Raw genomic sequence first — 16,547 nt, forward strand, 5'->3', positions numbered from 1 at the left:
TATATCCCGCTGCGTGAGGACAGCGGGATAAGGAGTCAGGATCAGCTAAGCGTTGCCGTCAGTGCGGCGAGCGCATCGTCAATAATCGCCAACCCCTGCCGGGCCTCGTCGGCCGTCACGATGCACGGCGGTACGACGTGGACGCGGTTCTCCGCCAGAAAACCGAGCATGCCGCGCGCGTAAAGGTCGGCCTTGAGTTGCGCCATTTTGTCCGCGGGCATCGGCGTTTTGGCAACCGGATCGATCACCAGTTCCAGCGCGTGGAAGACGCCTTTACCGCGCGTTTCGCCGACGATGTCGTATTTTTCTGCCAGTTGGCGCAATCCAGGCGCCAGAACGCTGTCGCCGACCTGCGCGGCGTTCTCGACAATTCCCTCTTCCGCCATCGCATCCAACGTCGCGACAATCGCCGCCATCGCCAGCGGATGCCCGGAGTAGGTCAGTCCGCCGGGGAACAGCCGGTCATCAAAGAAGTGGGCAATCGGATCGGAAATGATCACCCCGCCCGCAGGCACATAGCCGGAGTTCACGCCCTTGGCGAAGGTGATCAAATCCGGCGTGATGCCGTAGTGTTCGAAGGTAAACCAGCGACCGGTACGCCCAAACCCGGCCATCACCTCATCCATAATCAGGAGAATGCCAAATTCACGCGCCAGCGCTGACACGCCCGCCAGATAGCCCGGCGGCGGCATCAAAATCCCTGCCGTGCCGGGAATGGTTTCCAGCAGAATGGCGGCGATGGTGCCGGGGCCTTCGCACTCGATAGTCCGACGCAGATGATGCAGCGCCGCCTGGCACTCCTCTTCCTCGGTGGTGGCGTGAAACTCACTGCGGTACAGGTATGGCGTGAAAAAGTGGATATGACCGCGGAAATAGTCGTTCGGCAACCGCCGCCAGTCGCCGGTGGCGCCGATAGCGCTGCCGGTGTTGCCGTGATAGGAGCGATAGCTGGAAAGGATCTTGTCCTTTCCTGTGAACAGACGCGCCATGCGAATGGCGTTCTCGTTGGCGTCGGCACCCGCGTTGGTGAAGAACACCTTGCTGAAGTTCTCCGGCGCCAGCGACACAATGCGCTTCGCCGCTTCGCCACGCGCCAGATTCGCCGTGGCGGGCGCAATCGTCGTCAGCTGATCTGCCTGCGCCTTGATCGCGGCCACGACCTTCGGATGCTGAGCGCCGATATTGGTATTCACCAGCTGACTGCTGAAATCGAGATAGGTCTTCCCGTCGTAGTCCCACAGACGGCAGCCCTCGCCGCCCGCAATGACCAGCGGATTTAAGCCGCCCTGCGCCGACCAGGAGTGAAAAACATACTGTCTGTCGAGCTGACGGACCGTGGCGTTTGATGGTGCGGTCATCTTTCTGTCCTCCTCAACGACCGTCTTACGGTCGGCGGCTATCGGAATCGAACTCTGTCATGGCAGACTAAAAACAAATCCGGCCGATGCGATAGAGCCAGTTGCGGATAATCGTTGGGCCAGAAGGTGTGTCCCATCGCTTTTTCCCAACTGGCCCTATGACGGTGCCGCCGGGATTCGTAAAGTCATTTTTTCACCGTGGAGCGCACCGCAGGCCCACGGACCATTTGATTGAGGGGAGAAGACGTTTCATGCCAAACATCGTATTTATCACCGGCGCTACCTCCGGATTCGGGCAGGCCGCCGCCCGCCACTTCGCCGCACAGGGCTGGTCGTTAGTCCTCACCGGGCGTCGGGCGGAACGCCTGCAAGCGCTGTATGACGAACTATCCCCAAAAACGCCGACCTTTATCGCCCCGCTTGACGTCCGTGACGCCGCGGCGGTTCAGACACTCGTGGACAGCCTGCCCGACGATTTCAAGGCGGTGAAAGCACTGGTCAACAACGCCGGACTGGCGCTGGCGCCGCAGCCTTCTCAGACGGTCGCGCTGGAAGACTGGCACACCATGATCGACACCAACGTCAAAGGGCTGGTGAACGTGACTCACGCGCTGCTGCCGACGCTGATTCACACCGGCAAAGGGGCCAGCATTATCAATCTCGGCTCCATCGCCGGACAATGGCCGTACCCCGGCAGCCACGTCTACGGTGCCTCTAAGGCGTTTGTGAAACAGTTCAGCTATAACCTGCGCTGCGATCTGCAAGGCACCGGCGTGCGCGTCACCGATCTGGCCCCCGGCATCGCCGAAACCGAATTCACGCTGGTCAGGACCAAGGGCGATCAGACCGCCTCCGACCAGCTCTATCGCGGCACCACGCCGCTGACGGCGGAGGACATCGCCGAGCAGATCTTCTATATCGCCACGCTGCCGGACCATATCAATATCAACCGCGTGGAAGTGATGCCGGTGCGTCAGGCCTGGTCAGCATTCGCCATCGACCGCGATCCCAGCTGACGGTGGGGGCTTCCCCCTTGCGGTCAGAAGGGTGGCGAGGGGGAAGTTAGTTAGAGCAAAATAAGCAAAGCCTGAAAACTATCGCTGACTTGCATTACTCGCGATGAAATTGATTTCGCCATGATTTTATGAATGATACTCACCACAATCATCGGGAAAGGGTTGGTAAATTCATGGATATCAAGGACTGGCTTCTGTTTATCGGCGGCGTTTATCTCGTCGTGTCGTACACTCGCAGCAAAGGAAGACCACAGGCTCCGCGCGTTCGTACATCCGAACCAAAAACACACCAATCAGAGCGAATAGTAAGAACCGCGGCCAATCCGCACGATCAGCTATATTTCGTTTCCAATAACGATTTTGGTCGACGAAAATTGATGAATAAGGACGAATATTGCCTATTCAAAAGAATCGAGAAGCTTCTTAACGATCGCCACTGTTATTTTCGCATTTTCCCTCAGGTTTCATTGGGCGAAATTCTCTATTCCAAAGATAAAAATGCCTATAGTTCCATTAATAGTAAACGTGTCGATTTCGTCATCATCAATGCCTATGGCGACCCCTGTGCCGTAGTCGAATTTCAAGGAACCGGCCATTATCAGGCAATGCCATTTCCCGCGATGCCATCAAAAAGGAGGCGTGCAGAAAGGCCGGGATTAAGTATTTTGAAATTCATCATGACTACAACAGCGATGATATCGAACAGATAGGTCGTTATTTAAATAGTAGCGTTAATCATCAGCCTACCCCGATAAACTGAGTACTCATTTCTCGCGCCGCAAACGGCGCTTTTTATATAACGAATTAATTCATCACGTTTTTTAGCTCTGCTAATCACGATATATCTCTTTATCGGATGACTGCACATCGATGCTGAGACGATGAAAATAAATTTGTTGTTCGGATACTGTTTATTTTTACAAAGAGTCAATGGCTAATGACGTATTAATATAGGGAAATAAAAAGTTAAAAACGGCACTGAGGAGAATTCACATCGGATATATAATATTTATTCAAAAGGAATATCCCTAAGAACCATAACCGTATTCTCCCATCTGCTCATAGGCCATGCACACCATAATCTCCTGTCATTCATCTATTTCGCATACCTGGAACAAATGGGTCCCAGCCGTTTCCCATCCACCATTTCAGCCGTGATTGACGTAAAAAATAGCTTATTAAGGATATTTATCGAGCCTATGACGAGGATCATAATCCTATTTAATCAATGTGGATTTATCGCTAAACCTCTGATTAACAACGCAGTATAATTTAGCCCCATAGATTTCTGATTAAGGTTAAAGTTGTTAATGAAATATATCCCATTATTTACAGCCAGCTTATTTCTGGCCTGTTCATCCCCGGTATTGAGCGCAGAACATGCCCATTGGTCTTACGAAGGGGAACACGATCCCGCTCATTGGGGCGCGGATTTCCACACCTGCGGCGACGGCATGTATCAGTCGCCTATTAATATCACCGCTGTTCAGCACACGCATCAGAAGCCGTTGCAGTTGCATTTCAGTCAAGAAGACAGCCTGCGCGTGATTAATAACGGTCACACGATCGAAGTCGAAGATAAGAAAGGCGATACCTTAACGGTCGACGGCGAGGCATTTACCCTGCAACAGTTTCATTTTCACGCTCCGAGTGAAAATCAAATTGATGGGAAAACCTTTCCGTTTGAAGGCCACTTCGTGCATACCAATGCGCAGGGCGAGGCGGTTGTCGTCGCCGTTATGTATCGCATCGGCGCGCCCAACCCGGAACTGGACAAGATCTGGCAGCAGATGCCGACCGAGATTGCTCACGAGAACGCACTGACCGCCCATATTCGGCTGCGTAAACTGCTCCCGCAGAATCTGAGCTACTACCGCTACAGCGGCTCCCTGACGACCCCGCCTTGCACCGAAGGCGTGCGTTGGATGGTGCTGAAACATCCGCAAACGGTCTCCGAACAGCAGATTCAGCGCTTTAGCGCCGTCATGCATCATCACAACAATCGTCCGCCTCAGCCGCTGCACGGCCGTGTCGTGATCGATTAACGCCGGGCAGGCTCCGTTGCCGCAAGAGATTCGGTATAGATATTGCTACTCTCATCCTGAGGCTATTCAGACCCATGAGGACCACAGGATGATCGATCGCTGTCTGCACATCGATTTTGTCGCCAGCCGGAGCCTGCAGGAGCAGCTGCGCGAAAAGCTGATAGATGCCATTCTGACGGGCGTATTCCCGGCGGAAGAGCCGCTGCCGTCTTGTCGGAAGTTATCGAACCAGCTCGCCATTTCGCGCAACACCGTGGCGCTGGTGTATGAAAGCCTGCTGAACGACGGCTATCTGATCAGCCGTCCCCGCAGCGGCTATTTTCTGCATCCGGACTATCACCAGCCCGAGACGCTCGCCGAGATCCGCCGCCAGCAAAAGATCCCTGACGAAACGCAGCAGCCGCCGGACTGGGGCAAACGACTCAACGTCAGCCCAAGCGGTTTCTTCGCCATCATGAAACCGGCGCGCTGGATGGACTACCCCTTCCCGTTTATCTACGGTCAGCCGAATACCCAGCTGTTTCCGCTTGAACAGTGGCGTGAAACCACCCGCCGCATCACCGGCCTGCATCGCGACCAGCGCTGGCTCTACGACCATATCGATCAGGACGTACCGCTGCTGATTGAACAGGTTCGACAGCGAATTTTGCCCAAACGCGGCATCATCGCTCAAGCCGATGAAATCCTCATCACGCTCGGCTCGCAGAACGCACTTTCGCTCCTGTCGCAGCTGCTGTTTAACCCCGGCACCCGCGTCGCCGTGGAGAATCCTATTTTTCGCGAGGCGGTGAACACCTTTGCGCTCCAGGGCGCGCAGATCGTGCCGCATACCCTGGACCACGAAGGCCTGCAGTTAAACGCCGTCTCCGCCGAGTGCGACTATTTTTACGTCACGCCCAGTCATCAGGCGCCCACCGGCATTCGGATGAGCAACGCGCGTCGTACCGCGCTGCTGGAGTATGCGCGCCTGCACGATCGGATCATTATCGAGGATGATTACGACTCGGAAACCAACCTGGACCCACAGCCGCGCGCCGCGCTGAAGGCCAGCGATGTGCATAACCGGGTGATTTACGTCAGCAGTCTGTCCAAATCGCTGTCCCCCGGCCTGCGGCTGGGATTTCTGGTGGCCCCCGCCGAGCTGATTGACGAGCTCCGGGCGCTGCGTCGCCTGTCCTATCGCCATCCGCCGACCAACATTCAACATCAGATGGCCCATTTTCTGGCGCAGGGCTATTACGAGGCCTATCTTCACCGCTATCGCGAAGACTCCGCGCGCCGGTGGCACAAGTTGAATGAAGCGTTGGAGCACTGCCTGCCCGCCTGCCGCCGAATGGCGGGAAGCGAACATGCCAACGCGTTTTGGCTACAGGCACCGGAGGGCGTCGATACGCATCAGCTGGCGTGGCGGGCCGCGCACAGGGGCGTGTTGATAGAACCGGGACAGGCGCATTTTTTGGGTTCCAATGCGCCAGACAACTTTTTCCGGTTAGGCTTTCACGCTATCGACGAGGCGCGGATTGCGCCGGGCATCGCCCGTTTGGCGGAGACTTTCCGCACGTTGGGCGACCCCGATGTCGCCGCCAGCGAGCTTCAGAGGGTGTAGCCCAACGCCTGACGCAGATAGGCGCCAGCGCCCAGCAGACCGGGCTGTTTATGAGAGATCATGAAGACCGGGATGGGTGCGAGATAGTCTTTGAAGCGCCCCTTGTCTTCGAACGCCGCCCGGAAGCCGGAGTGACGGAAGAATTCCATAAACCGAGGCACGATCCCGCCCGCGATATAGACGCCGCCGAACGTGCCCATCGTCAACGCCAGATTGCCGCCGAAGCGCCCCAGCATGACGCAAAACAGCGATAATGCGCGACGGCAGTCGATGCAATCATCCGCCAGCGCCCGTTCCGATACCGCTTTGGGACTCAGATCCTCCGGCATGCGGCCGTCGGCCTTCACCACCGCGCGATAGATATTGACCAGCCCCGGACCGGAAAGCACACGCTCCGCCGACACATGGCCCATATCGTGACGCAGGACGGACAAAATCGTGTCTTCCTCCCCGCTGTTCGGCGCGAAGTCCACGTGGCCGCCCTCGCCGGGAAGGCTGATCCACTTGCCCGCCACCGGCAGCAAATGCGCCACGCCGAGTCCCGTTCCTGCGCCGTACACCGCCACGGGTTTGCCCGCTTCGGCGCTCTCGCCGCCGAATTGGATCACATCATCTTCCCGCAGCACCGGGATCGCCATACTGACCGCCGTAAAGTCATTGATGACGTCCAGACGGTCGAACCCCAGCCGCTGTTGCAGATCGGTGATGGAGAACGCCCAGTAGTGATTGGTCATCGCCACCCAGTCGTCCACGACCGGACAGGCAATGGCGATACAGCCGCTTTTGATCGTCAGTTCGCTGTGCTCGGACAGAAACGCGTTGATCACCGCTTCCAGACTGGGAAAGTCGTCGACCGAATACTGTTTGCTGCGTGAAATCGCTCCGTCATCCAACTGACAAAGCGCCAGGCGGGCATTCGTTCCACCCACATCACCCACCAATGCATACTGGTGCATATTTTATGTTCTCCGATTAGATGGCTGCGTATCCCAACCCCAAAATGACCGACCGATTGCCCGACAGCGCACCGCCCGTGGCAAACGGGATAGGGCTTTCCTGACGGGGAGATGGCGTTAGGCCGCAAAAGAAGCGCCCGGCTTAAGGCAGAACCTTGGACGCTGACCGCGACCCGCGAACAGACCCCGGTTTCACGGCGGAATACGTTTCGGTAAGGTTATCTCGACCCCTGACACAAATCTAGCCGGATACGTCCGACTCCGCTGCGTCGCGGTAAAATTTCCGTATCGCTTTCCGCCCATCCTGAGTATCTTCATCTAAAAGAAAAATCAGCTCATTCCCTAAGGAGATATGCATGACGCTCACCATTCCGGAGGCGCTTATCCCCGCCGATCCTCGTTTCGGCTGCGGCCCTTCGCTCATTCACCTGGAAGATTTAACCCGCCTGATGGACAAAGGTCCCCACCTGCTGGGCACCAGCCACCGTAAAGCGCCGGTACGCGCGCTGTGCGGCGAGATTCAGGAAGGCCTGCGTTCTCTGCTGTCCGTGCCGGACGACTACAGCATCGTACTGGGCAACGGCGGCGCGACGCTGTTGTTCGATATGGTCGGGCTGGGAATGGTGAAAAAACGTATCGTTCACCACGTCTGCGGTGAGTTCTCCGGGAAATGGTTTAAAGCTTCCAAGCGCATTCCGTGGATTGAGGCCGCCAGCCTGGAAGTGGACTACGGACAAGGGCACCGCGAGTTCAACACCGCCAACGCTGACGTCGTGACCTGTACGCTGAACGAAACGTCGACCGGCGTGATGAACACGACGCTGCCCGAGGTGGGTGATGATTGTCTGCTGGCCGTGGATGCGACCAGCGGCGCCGGTCAGATCGCCTGCGACCTGTCGCGCGTCGACGTGTTCCTGTTCTCCCCGCAGAAAGTCTTCGCTAGCGAAGGCGGACTGTTCGTCGCCATCCTGTCGCCGAAGGCGAAAGCGCGGATCGCAGAAGTTTCAGCCGACAAGACGCGTTATATTCCCGTCTTCGCCGACTGGCAGATTGCGCTCAACAACAGTGAACAACAGCAGACTTACAATACGCCGGCGACCGTCACCCTGTTCCTGTTCGCCGAACAGGTGAAACGGATGAGCACGCTTGGGTTTGCCGAAGTACAGCGTCAGGCCGCCGCCAAAGCGGAGCACCTCTACCAGTGGGCCACCGACAGAGACTATCTGACGCCTTACGTGGAAGATCCGGCTTTCCGCTCCACCACCGTCGCGGCGATTGACGTGGCCGACGCCTTTTCCGTCGACCAGTTGACCCGCTATCTGGACGAGCAGGGGCTGGTGCACGGCATCGAAGGGTATCGGGCGCTGGGACGCAACCAGCTGCGTATCGCCCTGTTCCATAACATCGCACTCGACGATGTGAAAAAGCTCACCGCGCTGATCGACTTCCTGATAAGCAGCGGCGAGTTCAACGTCGCCTAATCGGCACCCCGCCCGCCAATGTCAGACGGCATAGCGTCTAGCGTTGGCGGGTGCTAGCCCGTACCACCAGCGGGGCCGGAAGCAACTGCCTCGCGTCGACCTCCTGCCCCCGCAGCTCCGCCAACAGCTGTTCACCGGCTAACGTCCCCATCTGCCGATAGGGCAGCGCAACCGTGGTTAGCGGCGGCGAGCAAACGGCGGAAAGGTCGCCGCCGCCGAGGCTAGCGACCGCCAGCTGGCTGGGCACATCCACCCCTTCCGCATGGCAGGCCATAATCACGCCGCAGGCAACCTCATCCGTGGTGCAGATCAGCACGTCCAGCTCCGGCCAGGTCAGACGAATTTCCGACAGACGCTGATGCCCGGTGGCGAACGCCGGTGGTTCCGTCGTCGCGATAACCCGATGCGGCGAATGATTCACGGCCAGCATCGTGCTGTGCCAACCGTGCATAATCTGTTTGAGCATCGTTCCGCTGGTCTGGCTGCACAGCAGCCCCAGATGTCGATAACCGCTTCCCGCCAGCTGGTGCACCAACGCCGCCACCGCCTGGGCGTAGTCGACGCCGACGCTGACATCCAGCGGCTGCGGATGCAGGGCACCCACCTGCATCACCGGCAAACCGGCGTTGATTAACAGTCGGCGTCCTTCGTCCGTGCTATCGAAATTAAAATGCACCATCGCGGCAGGATGATAGGCAATCAGGCGCTCAATCAGCTGCCGTTCGCCGCTGGCGGAGTGATTCGCTTCCACCAGCATCATGCTGTACTCCGCTTCCTTCAGCACCGCTTGCAGCGCTTCCGACACCTGCGCGCATCCCGGCGTGGCAAAAGAGGGCACCACCATGAGGATCAGCTGCGATGAGGCGGAAGCCAGCGCGCTCGCCGCCAGATTAGGCACGTAATCCAGCTCGGCAATCGCCGCCGCGATCTTCTCACGCAGCACCGGCGACACTTTTTCCGGCATACGCAGCGCCCGGGAGGCCGTCATCGCGCTGACGCCGACTCGCTGAGCCACATCGGCCAGGGTACTTTTCCCTGTGTTACGCCGCCGTTTTTCTTTCATGCTTCACCGCCTCCCTCTGTTCGCCTGTCGCCACTTCCGCCCGGGCCATCGTCCCGATGCGCCACCGCCTGAGACGGTCAACCGCCGTCCCATCCGAACCGGCGGCTTATGGTAACACTGCCACAGGCGCGACAACCGGCCAGTCATCCACATTCGTCGTCGGCGTCTCACTCCGCACATTATTCGCCGCTGGCGGGAAATGTTAGCGCTAACTTTGCGAAACCTATCACAGAAAGACGGTCGATATTTCACCTACATTGAGGCACACCTTCCCGGAGTAACGAGGTCAACATGCTCGCAACGTGGCTGATGCCCAAAACCATCCAACTGGTGGACCGTGTTTCCCACTGGCAGGAAGCCCTCACGCTGGCGGCGAAACCGTTGCTGGCTGACGGCGCGATCACTCAAGACTATCTGGAGGCGATTATCAGCACCCATCAGTCGATGGGGCCGTACTACGTGATTGCGCCCGGACTGGCGCTGCCCCACGCCCGCCCCGAGCAGGGTGCCCATCAAAATGGGTTGTCGCTGCTGTGCATCCGCGAAGGGGTGAATTTTGAGTCGGAGGAAAACGACCCGGTGACGGTCGTGATTATGCTGTGCGCCTTATCTGGAGACGAACACATCAGGATGATTACCGAGCTGGCGGCGCTGTTCAGCGACGAAGAAAGTCTGCAACAGCTGCTGACCGCCTCTTCCCTTCCCGCCATTCAGGCGGTTATTGAAAACTATTGAGACGAGGCTTGTGATGAAAAAGATCCTTATTGTGTGCGGCAACGGACTCGGCAGCAGCTTTATTGTCGAAATGAACGTCAAAAAACTCGTGGCGGAAATGGGTAAGGAAGCAGAAGTGAGCCATACCGATCTGACCTCCGCCAAGTCGGAACACCCGGATATCATTCTGGGCGCCAAAGATATCGTGGAACAGATACAGGCTCCGACGCCCAGATATTCGGCCTGACCAACCTGCTGGATAACAACAAGATCAGAGAGATTCTGGCTGCCAACCTGTAACGGCGCGCTCAGTCGCGCTAACGGAGTCGCTTATGTTGCAGTTTATTATGAAGGATGTGCTGGGTACGCCCGCCATTCTGGTTGGGCTGTTTTCCCTGTTGGGGCTGGTGCTGCAGAAGAAACCGTTCTCCGAAGTGGTTTCCGGCACGCTGAAAACCATCATGGGATTTTTGATTCTGATCGCCGGGGCCAATGTCATCTCCTCCACGCTGACGGTGTTCAGTCAGCTGTTCACGCACTCCTTTAATATGCACGGCGTCGTGCCCAACAACGACGTTGTTGCGGCGCTGGCGCAGGCGAATTTCGGCACAGAAACCGCCATGATCATGGTCTTCGGCATGATTGTGAACATTATTCTGGCGCGGATTACGCCGCTGAAATATATCTTCCTGACCGGCCACCACACGCTGTATATGGCGGCGATGCTGGCGGTGATTCTGTCCACCGGCGGTATGCGCGGCGTCAGCCTGATCGCGACGGGCGCTCTTATTCTCGGCGCGCTGATGGTCATCAGCCCCGCCATCCTGCAACCCTTTACCCGTAAGATCACCCAATCGGATGATTTGGCTATCGGCCACTTCGGCTCCGCCGGTTATCTGCTGGCGGCACTGGTGGGTAAGGTGGTTGGAAAAGGCAGCCCGTCTACGGAAGAGCTGAAAGTCCCGAAAACGCTGAACTTCCTGCGCGACTCTTCGGTCGCGATTTCGCTGACCATGATGATTCTGTTCATCGTGTTGGCGCTGTTCGCAGGCAAGGAGTACACCGAAAGTCAGGTGAGCGGCGGACAAAATTACCTGATTTTCGCCATCATTCAGTCCATCACCTTCGCCGCCGGGGTCTACGTCATTCTGGCCGGGGTACGGATGGTGATTGCGGAAATCGTGCCCGCGTTCAAAGGCATTGCGGACAAACTGGTGAAAGACGCCAAGCCTGCGCTGGACTGTCCGACCGTGTTCCCATTCGCCCCTAATGCCGTGATTATCGGCTTCCTGTGTAGCTTCCTGGCGGGCCTGATCAGCATGTTCCTTTGCCCACTGTTCGGCCTGAGCGTGATCGTTCCCGGACTGGTCCCGCACTTCTTCTGCGGCGCGACCGCGGGGATTTACGGCAACATCACCGGCGGACGCCGCGGCGCGGTGATCGGCTCCTTCGTACAAGGTTTGCTGATCTCCTTCCTGCCGGCAATTTTGCTGCCGCTGATGGGGTCGTTAGGACTGGCGGCCACCACGTTCGGCGACGCTGACTTCGGCATCGTGGGGATTATTCTCGGCAATGTGGTTGCGCTGTTCCACTAAACGTATGGCTGGCGATGCGGACCATTTCAGTCCGTATCGCCCCTACTATCAACAGAGAAGATGCGCATCATCGCCATCCAGCCTCTCTGTTCTGCCACCGCGTTAACCCGCTGATTAAATTTATCATTCAGCCAATAACGGTCACGCTTTTCGCCAACTCACCACACTATTTCAACTTCAACGTTGCCCCGCCTTGGGTTCATACCGCAGGCAGAGTGGCAGACCTTCAACGATAAAAAAAACCTTGGCAGGCCGTTCAAGCCCGGCCGTTTGTCCGTGTTTAAATCGGCAGATACCCCTGCCAGAGCGGAGCGGCGGGTGCGCCATTTGGATTCGGCGTCAGGTGAATATGCCATCCGTTCAGCTGTTGCAGCAGCAGGCAGTCGTCCACATCGCGCAGGTCGTCTTTGTGCTGTTTGAAGGTGTCGCGCAGCAGGACTTTCTTAGCCTGCGTCTTCGCTTCATCCGCCGTCGGTGCGACAAACAGGCCGAACTGATGCAGCTCCGCAGGCTCGCCCGGCAGGTAGCCGCCGATATTGACGAACCAGAGGCGCTGTGTGGATGCCGCGGGCGTTTCGCTTAGCGTGATGTCATGGCCATCGGCCACTGAATCGGGGTATAGCTATCGACGTGGATCTGTTTTTTGTCACCGAACCAGATTTCTTTGAGGAGGGGAAAGGCCTCTTCCGGTTGGTCCACCGCGGCGAACTGCACATCGTGTAACTCGATATTAGCGCCCGGCGCACTACCGCCGACGTAGAAAAGAAAAAGCGTAGGCATGAAGATTCTGACTCCCTGAAAATCAAGAAAAATGAGTCGCATTGCAGCTTTCGTTCACCCCTCGCAACGAAGCGACTGACTCTCTGCGCGAGAGAGGTGAAGCGCTGAACCACGCGACCGCTAGACCTTTGGCGCACCCCACCGCGGCGGTACAGACGAGGCGAGACACGCCCCGTCCGCTTGCCGAATAATGACGCGCGGCATCGTTGGATTAACGCATCGTGACGAACTCTTCCGCCCCGGTCGGGTGGATGGCGACGGTGTTGTCGAAGTCCTGCTTGGTGGCCCCCATTTTCACCGCGACGGCGAAGCCCTGCAGCATTTCATCCACGCCAAAACCGATACCGTGAACGCCCACCACTTTCTCTTCCGGGCCGACGCACACCAGTTTCATGCGGCACGGCTGACGGTGCTGCGTGACGGCGGTATACATGGCGGTAAAGGAGGATTTGTAGACTTTAACTTCCTCATCACCGTACTTCTCGCGCGCCTGCGGCTCGGTCAGCCCGACGGTGCCGATAGGGGGATGGCTGAACACCACAGTAGGAATGTTGCTGTAGTCCAGATGCTCGTTCGGCTTGTTGTTGAACAGGCGTTCTGACAGGCGACGCCCTGCCGCGACCGCCACCGGCGTCAGCTCGACCGCGCCCGTGTTGTCGCCCACGGCGTAGATACCGTCAACGTTGGTGTTCTGGAATTTATCAACCTTCACATAACCGCGATCGTCCAACGCGACGCCCGCCGCCTCAAGGTTGAGGTTATCGGTGGCGGGTTGACGGCCAATCGCCCAAACCAGGCAATCCACTGTCTGCGTTTTGCCGTCTTCCAATTGCAGCGTCAGGCTGCCGTCGGCGTTTTTCACTACCGCTTTAGGCGTCGACTCGGTGTGCAGCGACGGCCCTTCCGCCTGCATCACTTCCACCAGCGTTTCCACAATCAGCGGATCGAACTGGCGCAGCGGCGCATGTTTACGCACGAACAGGTGGGTCTCCGCGCCCAGCGCGTTCAACACGCCCGCGATTTCTACGGCGATGTAACCCGCGCCCACCACGGCGACACGCTTCGGCAGCGCATCCAGCTCAAAGAAACCGTCGGAGTTAATGCCATATTCCGCACCGGGGACATCCGGCAGCGTCGGACGACCGCCGGTCGCGATCAGGATGTGGTCAGCGGTGATTTTCTCGCCGTTGACTTCCACCGTGTGGGCGTCCACGAACCGGGCGAAACCGCGAATCACCTCAACCTGATTCTTACCCAGCACGTTATCGTAGGAGTGATGGATACGATCGATGTAGGCACTGCGGTTTTTCACCAGTGTGTCCCAATTGAATCCGTTAACCGTGACGTCAAAACCATAGTCGGGGCCGTAGTTGTGAATCGCCTCGGCGATCTGCGCCGCATGCCACATCACCTTCTTCGGCACGCAGCCGACGTTCACACAGGTCCCGCCCAGATATTTGGCTTCAATCAACGCGCATTTCTTGCCGTACATGGCCGCACGGTTAATGGAGGCAATGCCGCCGCTGCCGCCGCCAATAGCGAGATAGTCATAATGTTTAGTCATTGGGAGATCCAGGTTGTGTGAATAAAAAGTTATATAGAGTGTAACGCCAGAGATCTTGTTCCGGCAAAGATCGCTGCGTGATTGTAGTCAGAAACGCAAAGCGCCTTGCGGCAATTTTGAAATCAATGAAATAGGCGAGGCCGCCTTACGGGGCCTCGCGCAATGTTAAACGCCGGTCAGCACGGTTTCGAACAGCAGGCGATCCAACGCGGCATCGATGCGTTTGTCCTTTGCCGGTGGTGAGATGTCTATCGCGGTTTCCAGCGACTGCGCGATAAACGCGTGGATATGCGGTTGCCGCGCCACCACATCGGTCTCTATCGCGCTGCATTTCATTTTCAGCAGCGCCCGAACCTCTTCCAGTAGCGCAGCGTCCGTCACCATCGCGTTCAGCAACACCTCGAACTGCATGGGAGGACCCCCCTTACCCTCGGCAATCCACTGCACCGCCAGCAGCGAGCGTAGTACGTAAAAATACTTTTTCAGCCGCACGCGCTCATCCTGCAAATAGGTACGGAAGTTTTTACGCGCAACGGAGAGGTAATGATGACTCGCCTTGAGCGCGGAGAAACAGCCGGGGATTAACTGACGCAGCCGGTCCGTCGCGACATCATCCTGCCGGTAGACCACCGGTGAATCCAGCCATTCGATAATCGTGGGGTTGCCCCGGTTCAATAGCGCCAACGCCTTTCTCAGTTCCCAACCGCACACGTCCAACTCCGCCGTCAGCGGACGCTCGATCACGTCACGCTGCGGTTCAACCCGCAGATACCACTCCGGCGGATGAACGTAGATGAATCGGACATCATAATCACTGTCCGGCGAGGCGAATCCCCAGCCGCGGCTGCCGGACTCGCAGGCGTACAGAATGCGGACATCAAACTCCTTTTCCACTTCGTCCAGCGCCGCTTTGATCTGCTGTTTCATTTTTTCGCTAACGCCCTGAGATGCCCGTGTCATATTCCTCTCCTCCTTTTTTGAGACGTCGCCGCGCGCTATGCGACTTTCAAGTTCACCAATCCGTTCAACACCTGATCCAATCCGCCGAACACGGAAATCTTATCGACGCGTTCCGCCACGCGTTCCAACGTTTCCAGCTCTTTCAAACGCAGGGCGACCGGGTTGTTCTCCATCACTTTGGCGGTATTCAGCAGGGAACGCGTCGCCGACGTTTCTTCCCGGCGTCGTATCACGTTGGCCTGCGCCGCCTTTTCGGCTTCCACCACCTGAGACAAAATGGTTTTCATATCGCCCGGCAGCACAATGTCCTTCACCCCCAGAGAAACGACGTCGATGCCATAACCCGCCATTTTTTCTCGGACCTGGGCATTCACCCGTTCATCGATGGTGTGCTTGTTTTCCAGCAGTTCATCCAGCGTGCGGGTTCCCACCGCTTCACGCAGCGCGAATTGAAGCTCGCGGTACAGCGAATCCACCGGTTTCGTTAACTGGCTGAACGCCGTCAAAATGTCGCTGTAGCGCCAGTTAGCCACCAGATTCAGCCGAAGATTGACCTTATCCCGCGTCAAAATTTCCTGCCCGCTCACCTCCAGCGCCTGCTGACGGGTGTCGACCAGTTCCACCTCTACGCTGTGATTAAACCGCCAGTACCCGCTGACGCCCGGCGGCAACAGTTCCTGCGCCGCGCCATCCACTTTCAGGAGGCCGAGATGCCAGGCCGGAACCTGCGCCAGCAAGACGCCGGCATAGCCGATGACGTGTCGCTGACGCAGCGTCGGCTGCAACAGGGCGGACACCAGCGCATCCGGCACCCGAATGTCGTCGGTTTTCACCTGTTCGACGCGCTGATGCTCGTCTTTACGCCAGTAAAGTCGGCGCGTGGCGGGCGGCAGAATTTCCTGCAACACATCATGATCGTAGCGAAGCCCGATCGCCTCTTCCGGCAAGACCACATCCAAACAAAACTGCTTTACCCACTCCGGATGGTACTGGCGCAGATAGTCGTCCAAAGGCGCCAGCACTTCAGCCCCATCCAAAGAAACTATGTCGATTTTCTGCCGATTAAACCAACGGGGAATGCGGTGTCGACCCGCTTCCAATACCCGCAGGTAATCGCCGTCTTGGCTCACTAAACCCAACTGACCTTTACGAATGGTGAAAGACTTAAACATGACTTTTTTCTCCTGATGGTCCCTCCGACACACGTAGAGACGGACGTCGGGGCGAAACCGCAGGGGGAAGGCTCACAGATTCCTGATGGAACGGATTAGCCTTCTGCCTGCCGCCCGGCGCGTCGGTCGGTCTCCCGTGAGGCCACCGTCAACTTCCCGGAGGCGGGAGGGTTATTTTTCATTATCAATATCGAGGTGCGATATTCGGGATTCGAACCCGACTTAACCAATTATCGA

At 57.5% G+C, this 16,547-nt stretch carries 13 protein-coding genes and 2 pseudogenes; 8 read left to right on the forward strand and 7 right to left on the reverse strand.

Annotation, left to right across the window (positions count from 1 at the left end; all coding sequences use genetic code 11):
• Positions 1–41: 41 nt before the first annotated feature.
• The gene (locus tag AU509_RS06130; protein ID WP_094117915.1) at positions 42–1,358 is read right to left on the reverse strand and encodes an aspartate aminotransferase family protein; all 1,317 of its coding nucleotides are present in this window, start codon (positions 1,356–1,358) and stop codon (positions 42–44) included.
• 251 nt (positions 1,359–1,609) lie between these two features.
• Between AU509_RS06130 and AU509_RS06135 the strand changes: the two genes are divergently transcribed.
• The 4 genes from AU509_RS06135 to pdxR all read left to right on the forward strand — a co-directional run bounded on the left by AU509_RS06135 (position 1,610) and on the right by pdxR (position 6,025).
• Positions 1,610–2,374 (forward strand): SDR family NAD(P)-dependent oxidoreductase, encoded by a 765-nt coding sequence (locus AU509_RS06135; protein WP_094117916.1) that lies wholly within the window; start codon positions 1,610–1,612, stop codon positions 2,372–2,374.
• A 173-nt stretch (positions 2,375–2,547) separates the two neighbouring features.
• Positions 2,548–3,084: a DUF2726 domain-containing protein gene (locus AU509_RS06140; RefSeq protein WP_176223459.1), complete on the forward strand. Its 537-nt coding sequence runs from the start codon at positions 2,548–2,550 to the stop codon at positions 3,082–3,084.
• Between the two features lie 600 nt (positions 3,085–3,684).
• Positions 3,685–4,419, forward strand: coding sequence for a carbonic anhydrase (locus AU509_RS06145; protein ID WP_094117918.1), 735 nt, complete (start codon positions 3,685–3,687; stop codon positions 4,417–4,419).
• Between the two features lie 88 nt (positions 4,420–4,507).
• The gene (gene pdxR, locus AU509_RS06150) at positions 4,508–6,025 is read left to right on the forward strand and encodes a MocR-like pyridoxine biosynthesis transcription factor PdxR (RefSeq protein ID WP_094117919.1); all 1,518 of its coding nucleotides are present in this window, start codon (positions 4,508–4,510) and stop codon (positions 6,023–6,025) included.
• Here pdxR and glk read toward each other — a convergent pair.
• On the reverse strand, positions 6,013–6,981 hold the full coding sequence (gene glk, locus AU509_RS06155; protein WP_094117920.1) for a glucokinase: 969 nt from the start codon (positions 6,979–6,981) through the stop codon (positions 6,013–6,015). The genes pdxR and glk overlap by 13 nt on opposite strands.
• A 356-nt stretch (positions 6,982–7,337) precedes the next feature.
• Between glk and AU509_RS06160 the strand changes: the two genes are divergently transcribed.
• A complete protein-coding gene (locus AU509_RS06160) occupies positions 7,338–8,462 on the forward strand; it encodes an aminotransferase class V-fold PLP-dependent enzyme (RefSeq protein WP_094117921.1) in 1,125 nt (374 codons plus the stop codon).
• A gap of 37 nt (positions 8,463–8,499) precedes the next feature.
• Here the strand turns inward: AU509_RS06160 and AU509_RS06165 are convergent, their stop codons facing one another.
• Positions 8,500–9,525: a LacI family DNA-binding transcriptional regulator gene (locus AU509_RS06165; RefSeq protein ID WP_094117922.1), complete on the reverse strand. Its 1,026-nt coding sequence runs from the start codon at positions 9,523–9,525 to the stop codon at positions 8,500–8,502.
• A 291-nt stretch (positions 9,526–9,816) separates the two neighbouring features.
• On the opposite strand from AU509_RS06165, the gene AU509_RS06170 reads away from it, so the two are divergent.
• The 3 genes and pseudogenes from AU509_RS06170 (at position 9,817) to AU509_RS06180 (ending at position 11,834) form a co-directional block, all read left to right on the forward strand.
• Positions 9,817–10,260 carry a PTS sugar transporter subunit IIA gene (locus AU509_RS06170; RefSeq protein WP_085650679.1) on the forward strand — a complete coding sequence of 148 codons (444 nt, stop codon included), beginning with the start codon at positions 9,817–9,819 and terminating at the stop codon, positions 10,258–10,260.
• Positions 10,261–10,273: 13 nt separating this feature from the next.
• A pseudogene (locus tag AU509_RS06175) lies at positions 10,274–10,539 on the forward strand (PTS sugar transporter subunit IIB).
• 32 nt (positions 10,540–10,571) lie between these two features.
• Complete coding sequence (locus AU509_RS06180; RefSeq protein WP_085650677.1) at positions 10,572–11,834, forward strand: PTS ascorbate transporter subunit IIC; 1,263 nt, start codon at positions 10,572–10,574, stop codon at positions 11,832–11,834.
• A gap of 280 nt (positions 11,835–12,114) precedes the next feature.
• Here AU509_RS06180 and AU509_RS06185 read toward each other — a convergent pair.
• From AU509_RS06185 to AU509_RS06200, 4 genes and pseudogenes are all read right to left on the reverse strand, one after another.
• A pseudogene (locus AU509_RS06185) lies at positions 12,115–12,614 on the reverse strand (DUF1543 domain-containing protein).
• A gap of 211 nt (positions 12,615–12,825) precedes the next feature.
• Positions 12,826–14,178 (reverse strand): glutathione-disulfide reductase, encoded by a 1,353-nt coding sequence (gene gorA / locus AU509_RS06190; RefSeq protein ID WP_094117923.1) that lies wholly within the window; start codon positions 14,176–14,178, stop codon positions 12,826–12,828.
• A gap of 165 nt (positions 14,179–14,343) precedes the next feature.
• Positions 14,344–15,138: a nucleotidyltransferase domain-containing protein gene (locus AU509_RS06195; protein WP_094117924.1), complete on the reverse strand. Its 795-nt coding sequence runs from the start codon at positions 15,136–15,138 to the stop codon at positions 14,344–14,346.
• A gap of 35 nt (positions 15,139–15,173) precedes the next feature.
• A complete protein-coding gene (locus AU509_RS06200; RefSeq protein WP_094117925.1) occupies positions 15,174–16,310 on the reverse strand; it encodes a slipin family protein in 1,137 nt (378 codons plus the stop codon).
• Between the last annotated feature and the right edge of the window lie 237 nt (positions 16,311–16,547).

It is taken from the genome of Lonsdalea britannica (genome assembly GCF_002111595.1).
Taxonomy (GTDB): domain Bacteria; phylum Pseudomonadota; class Gammaproteobacteria; order Enterobacterales; family Enterobacteriaceae; genus Lonsdalea; species Lonsdalea britannica.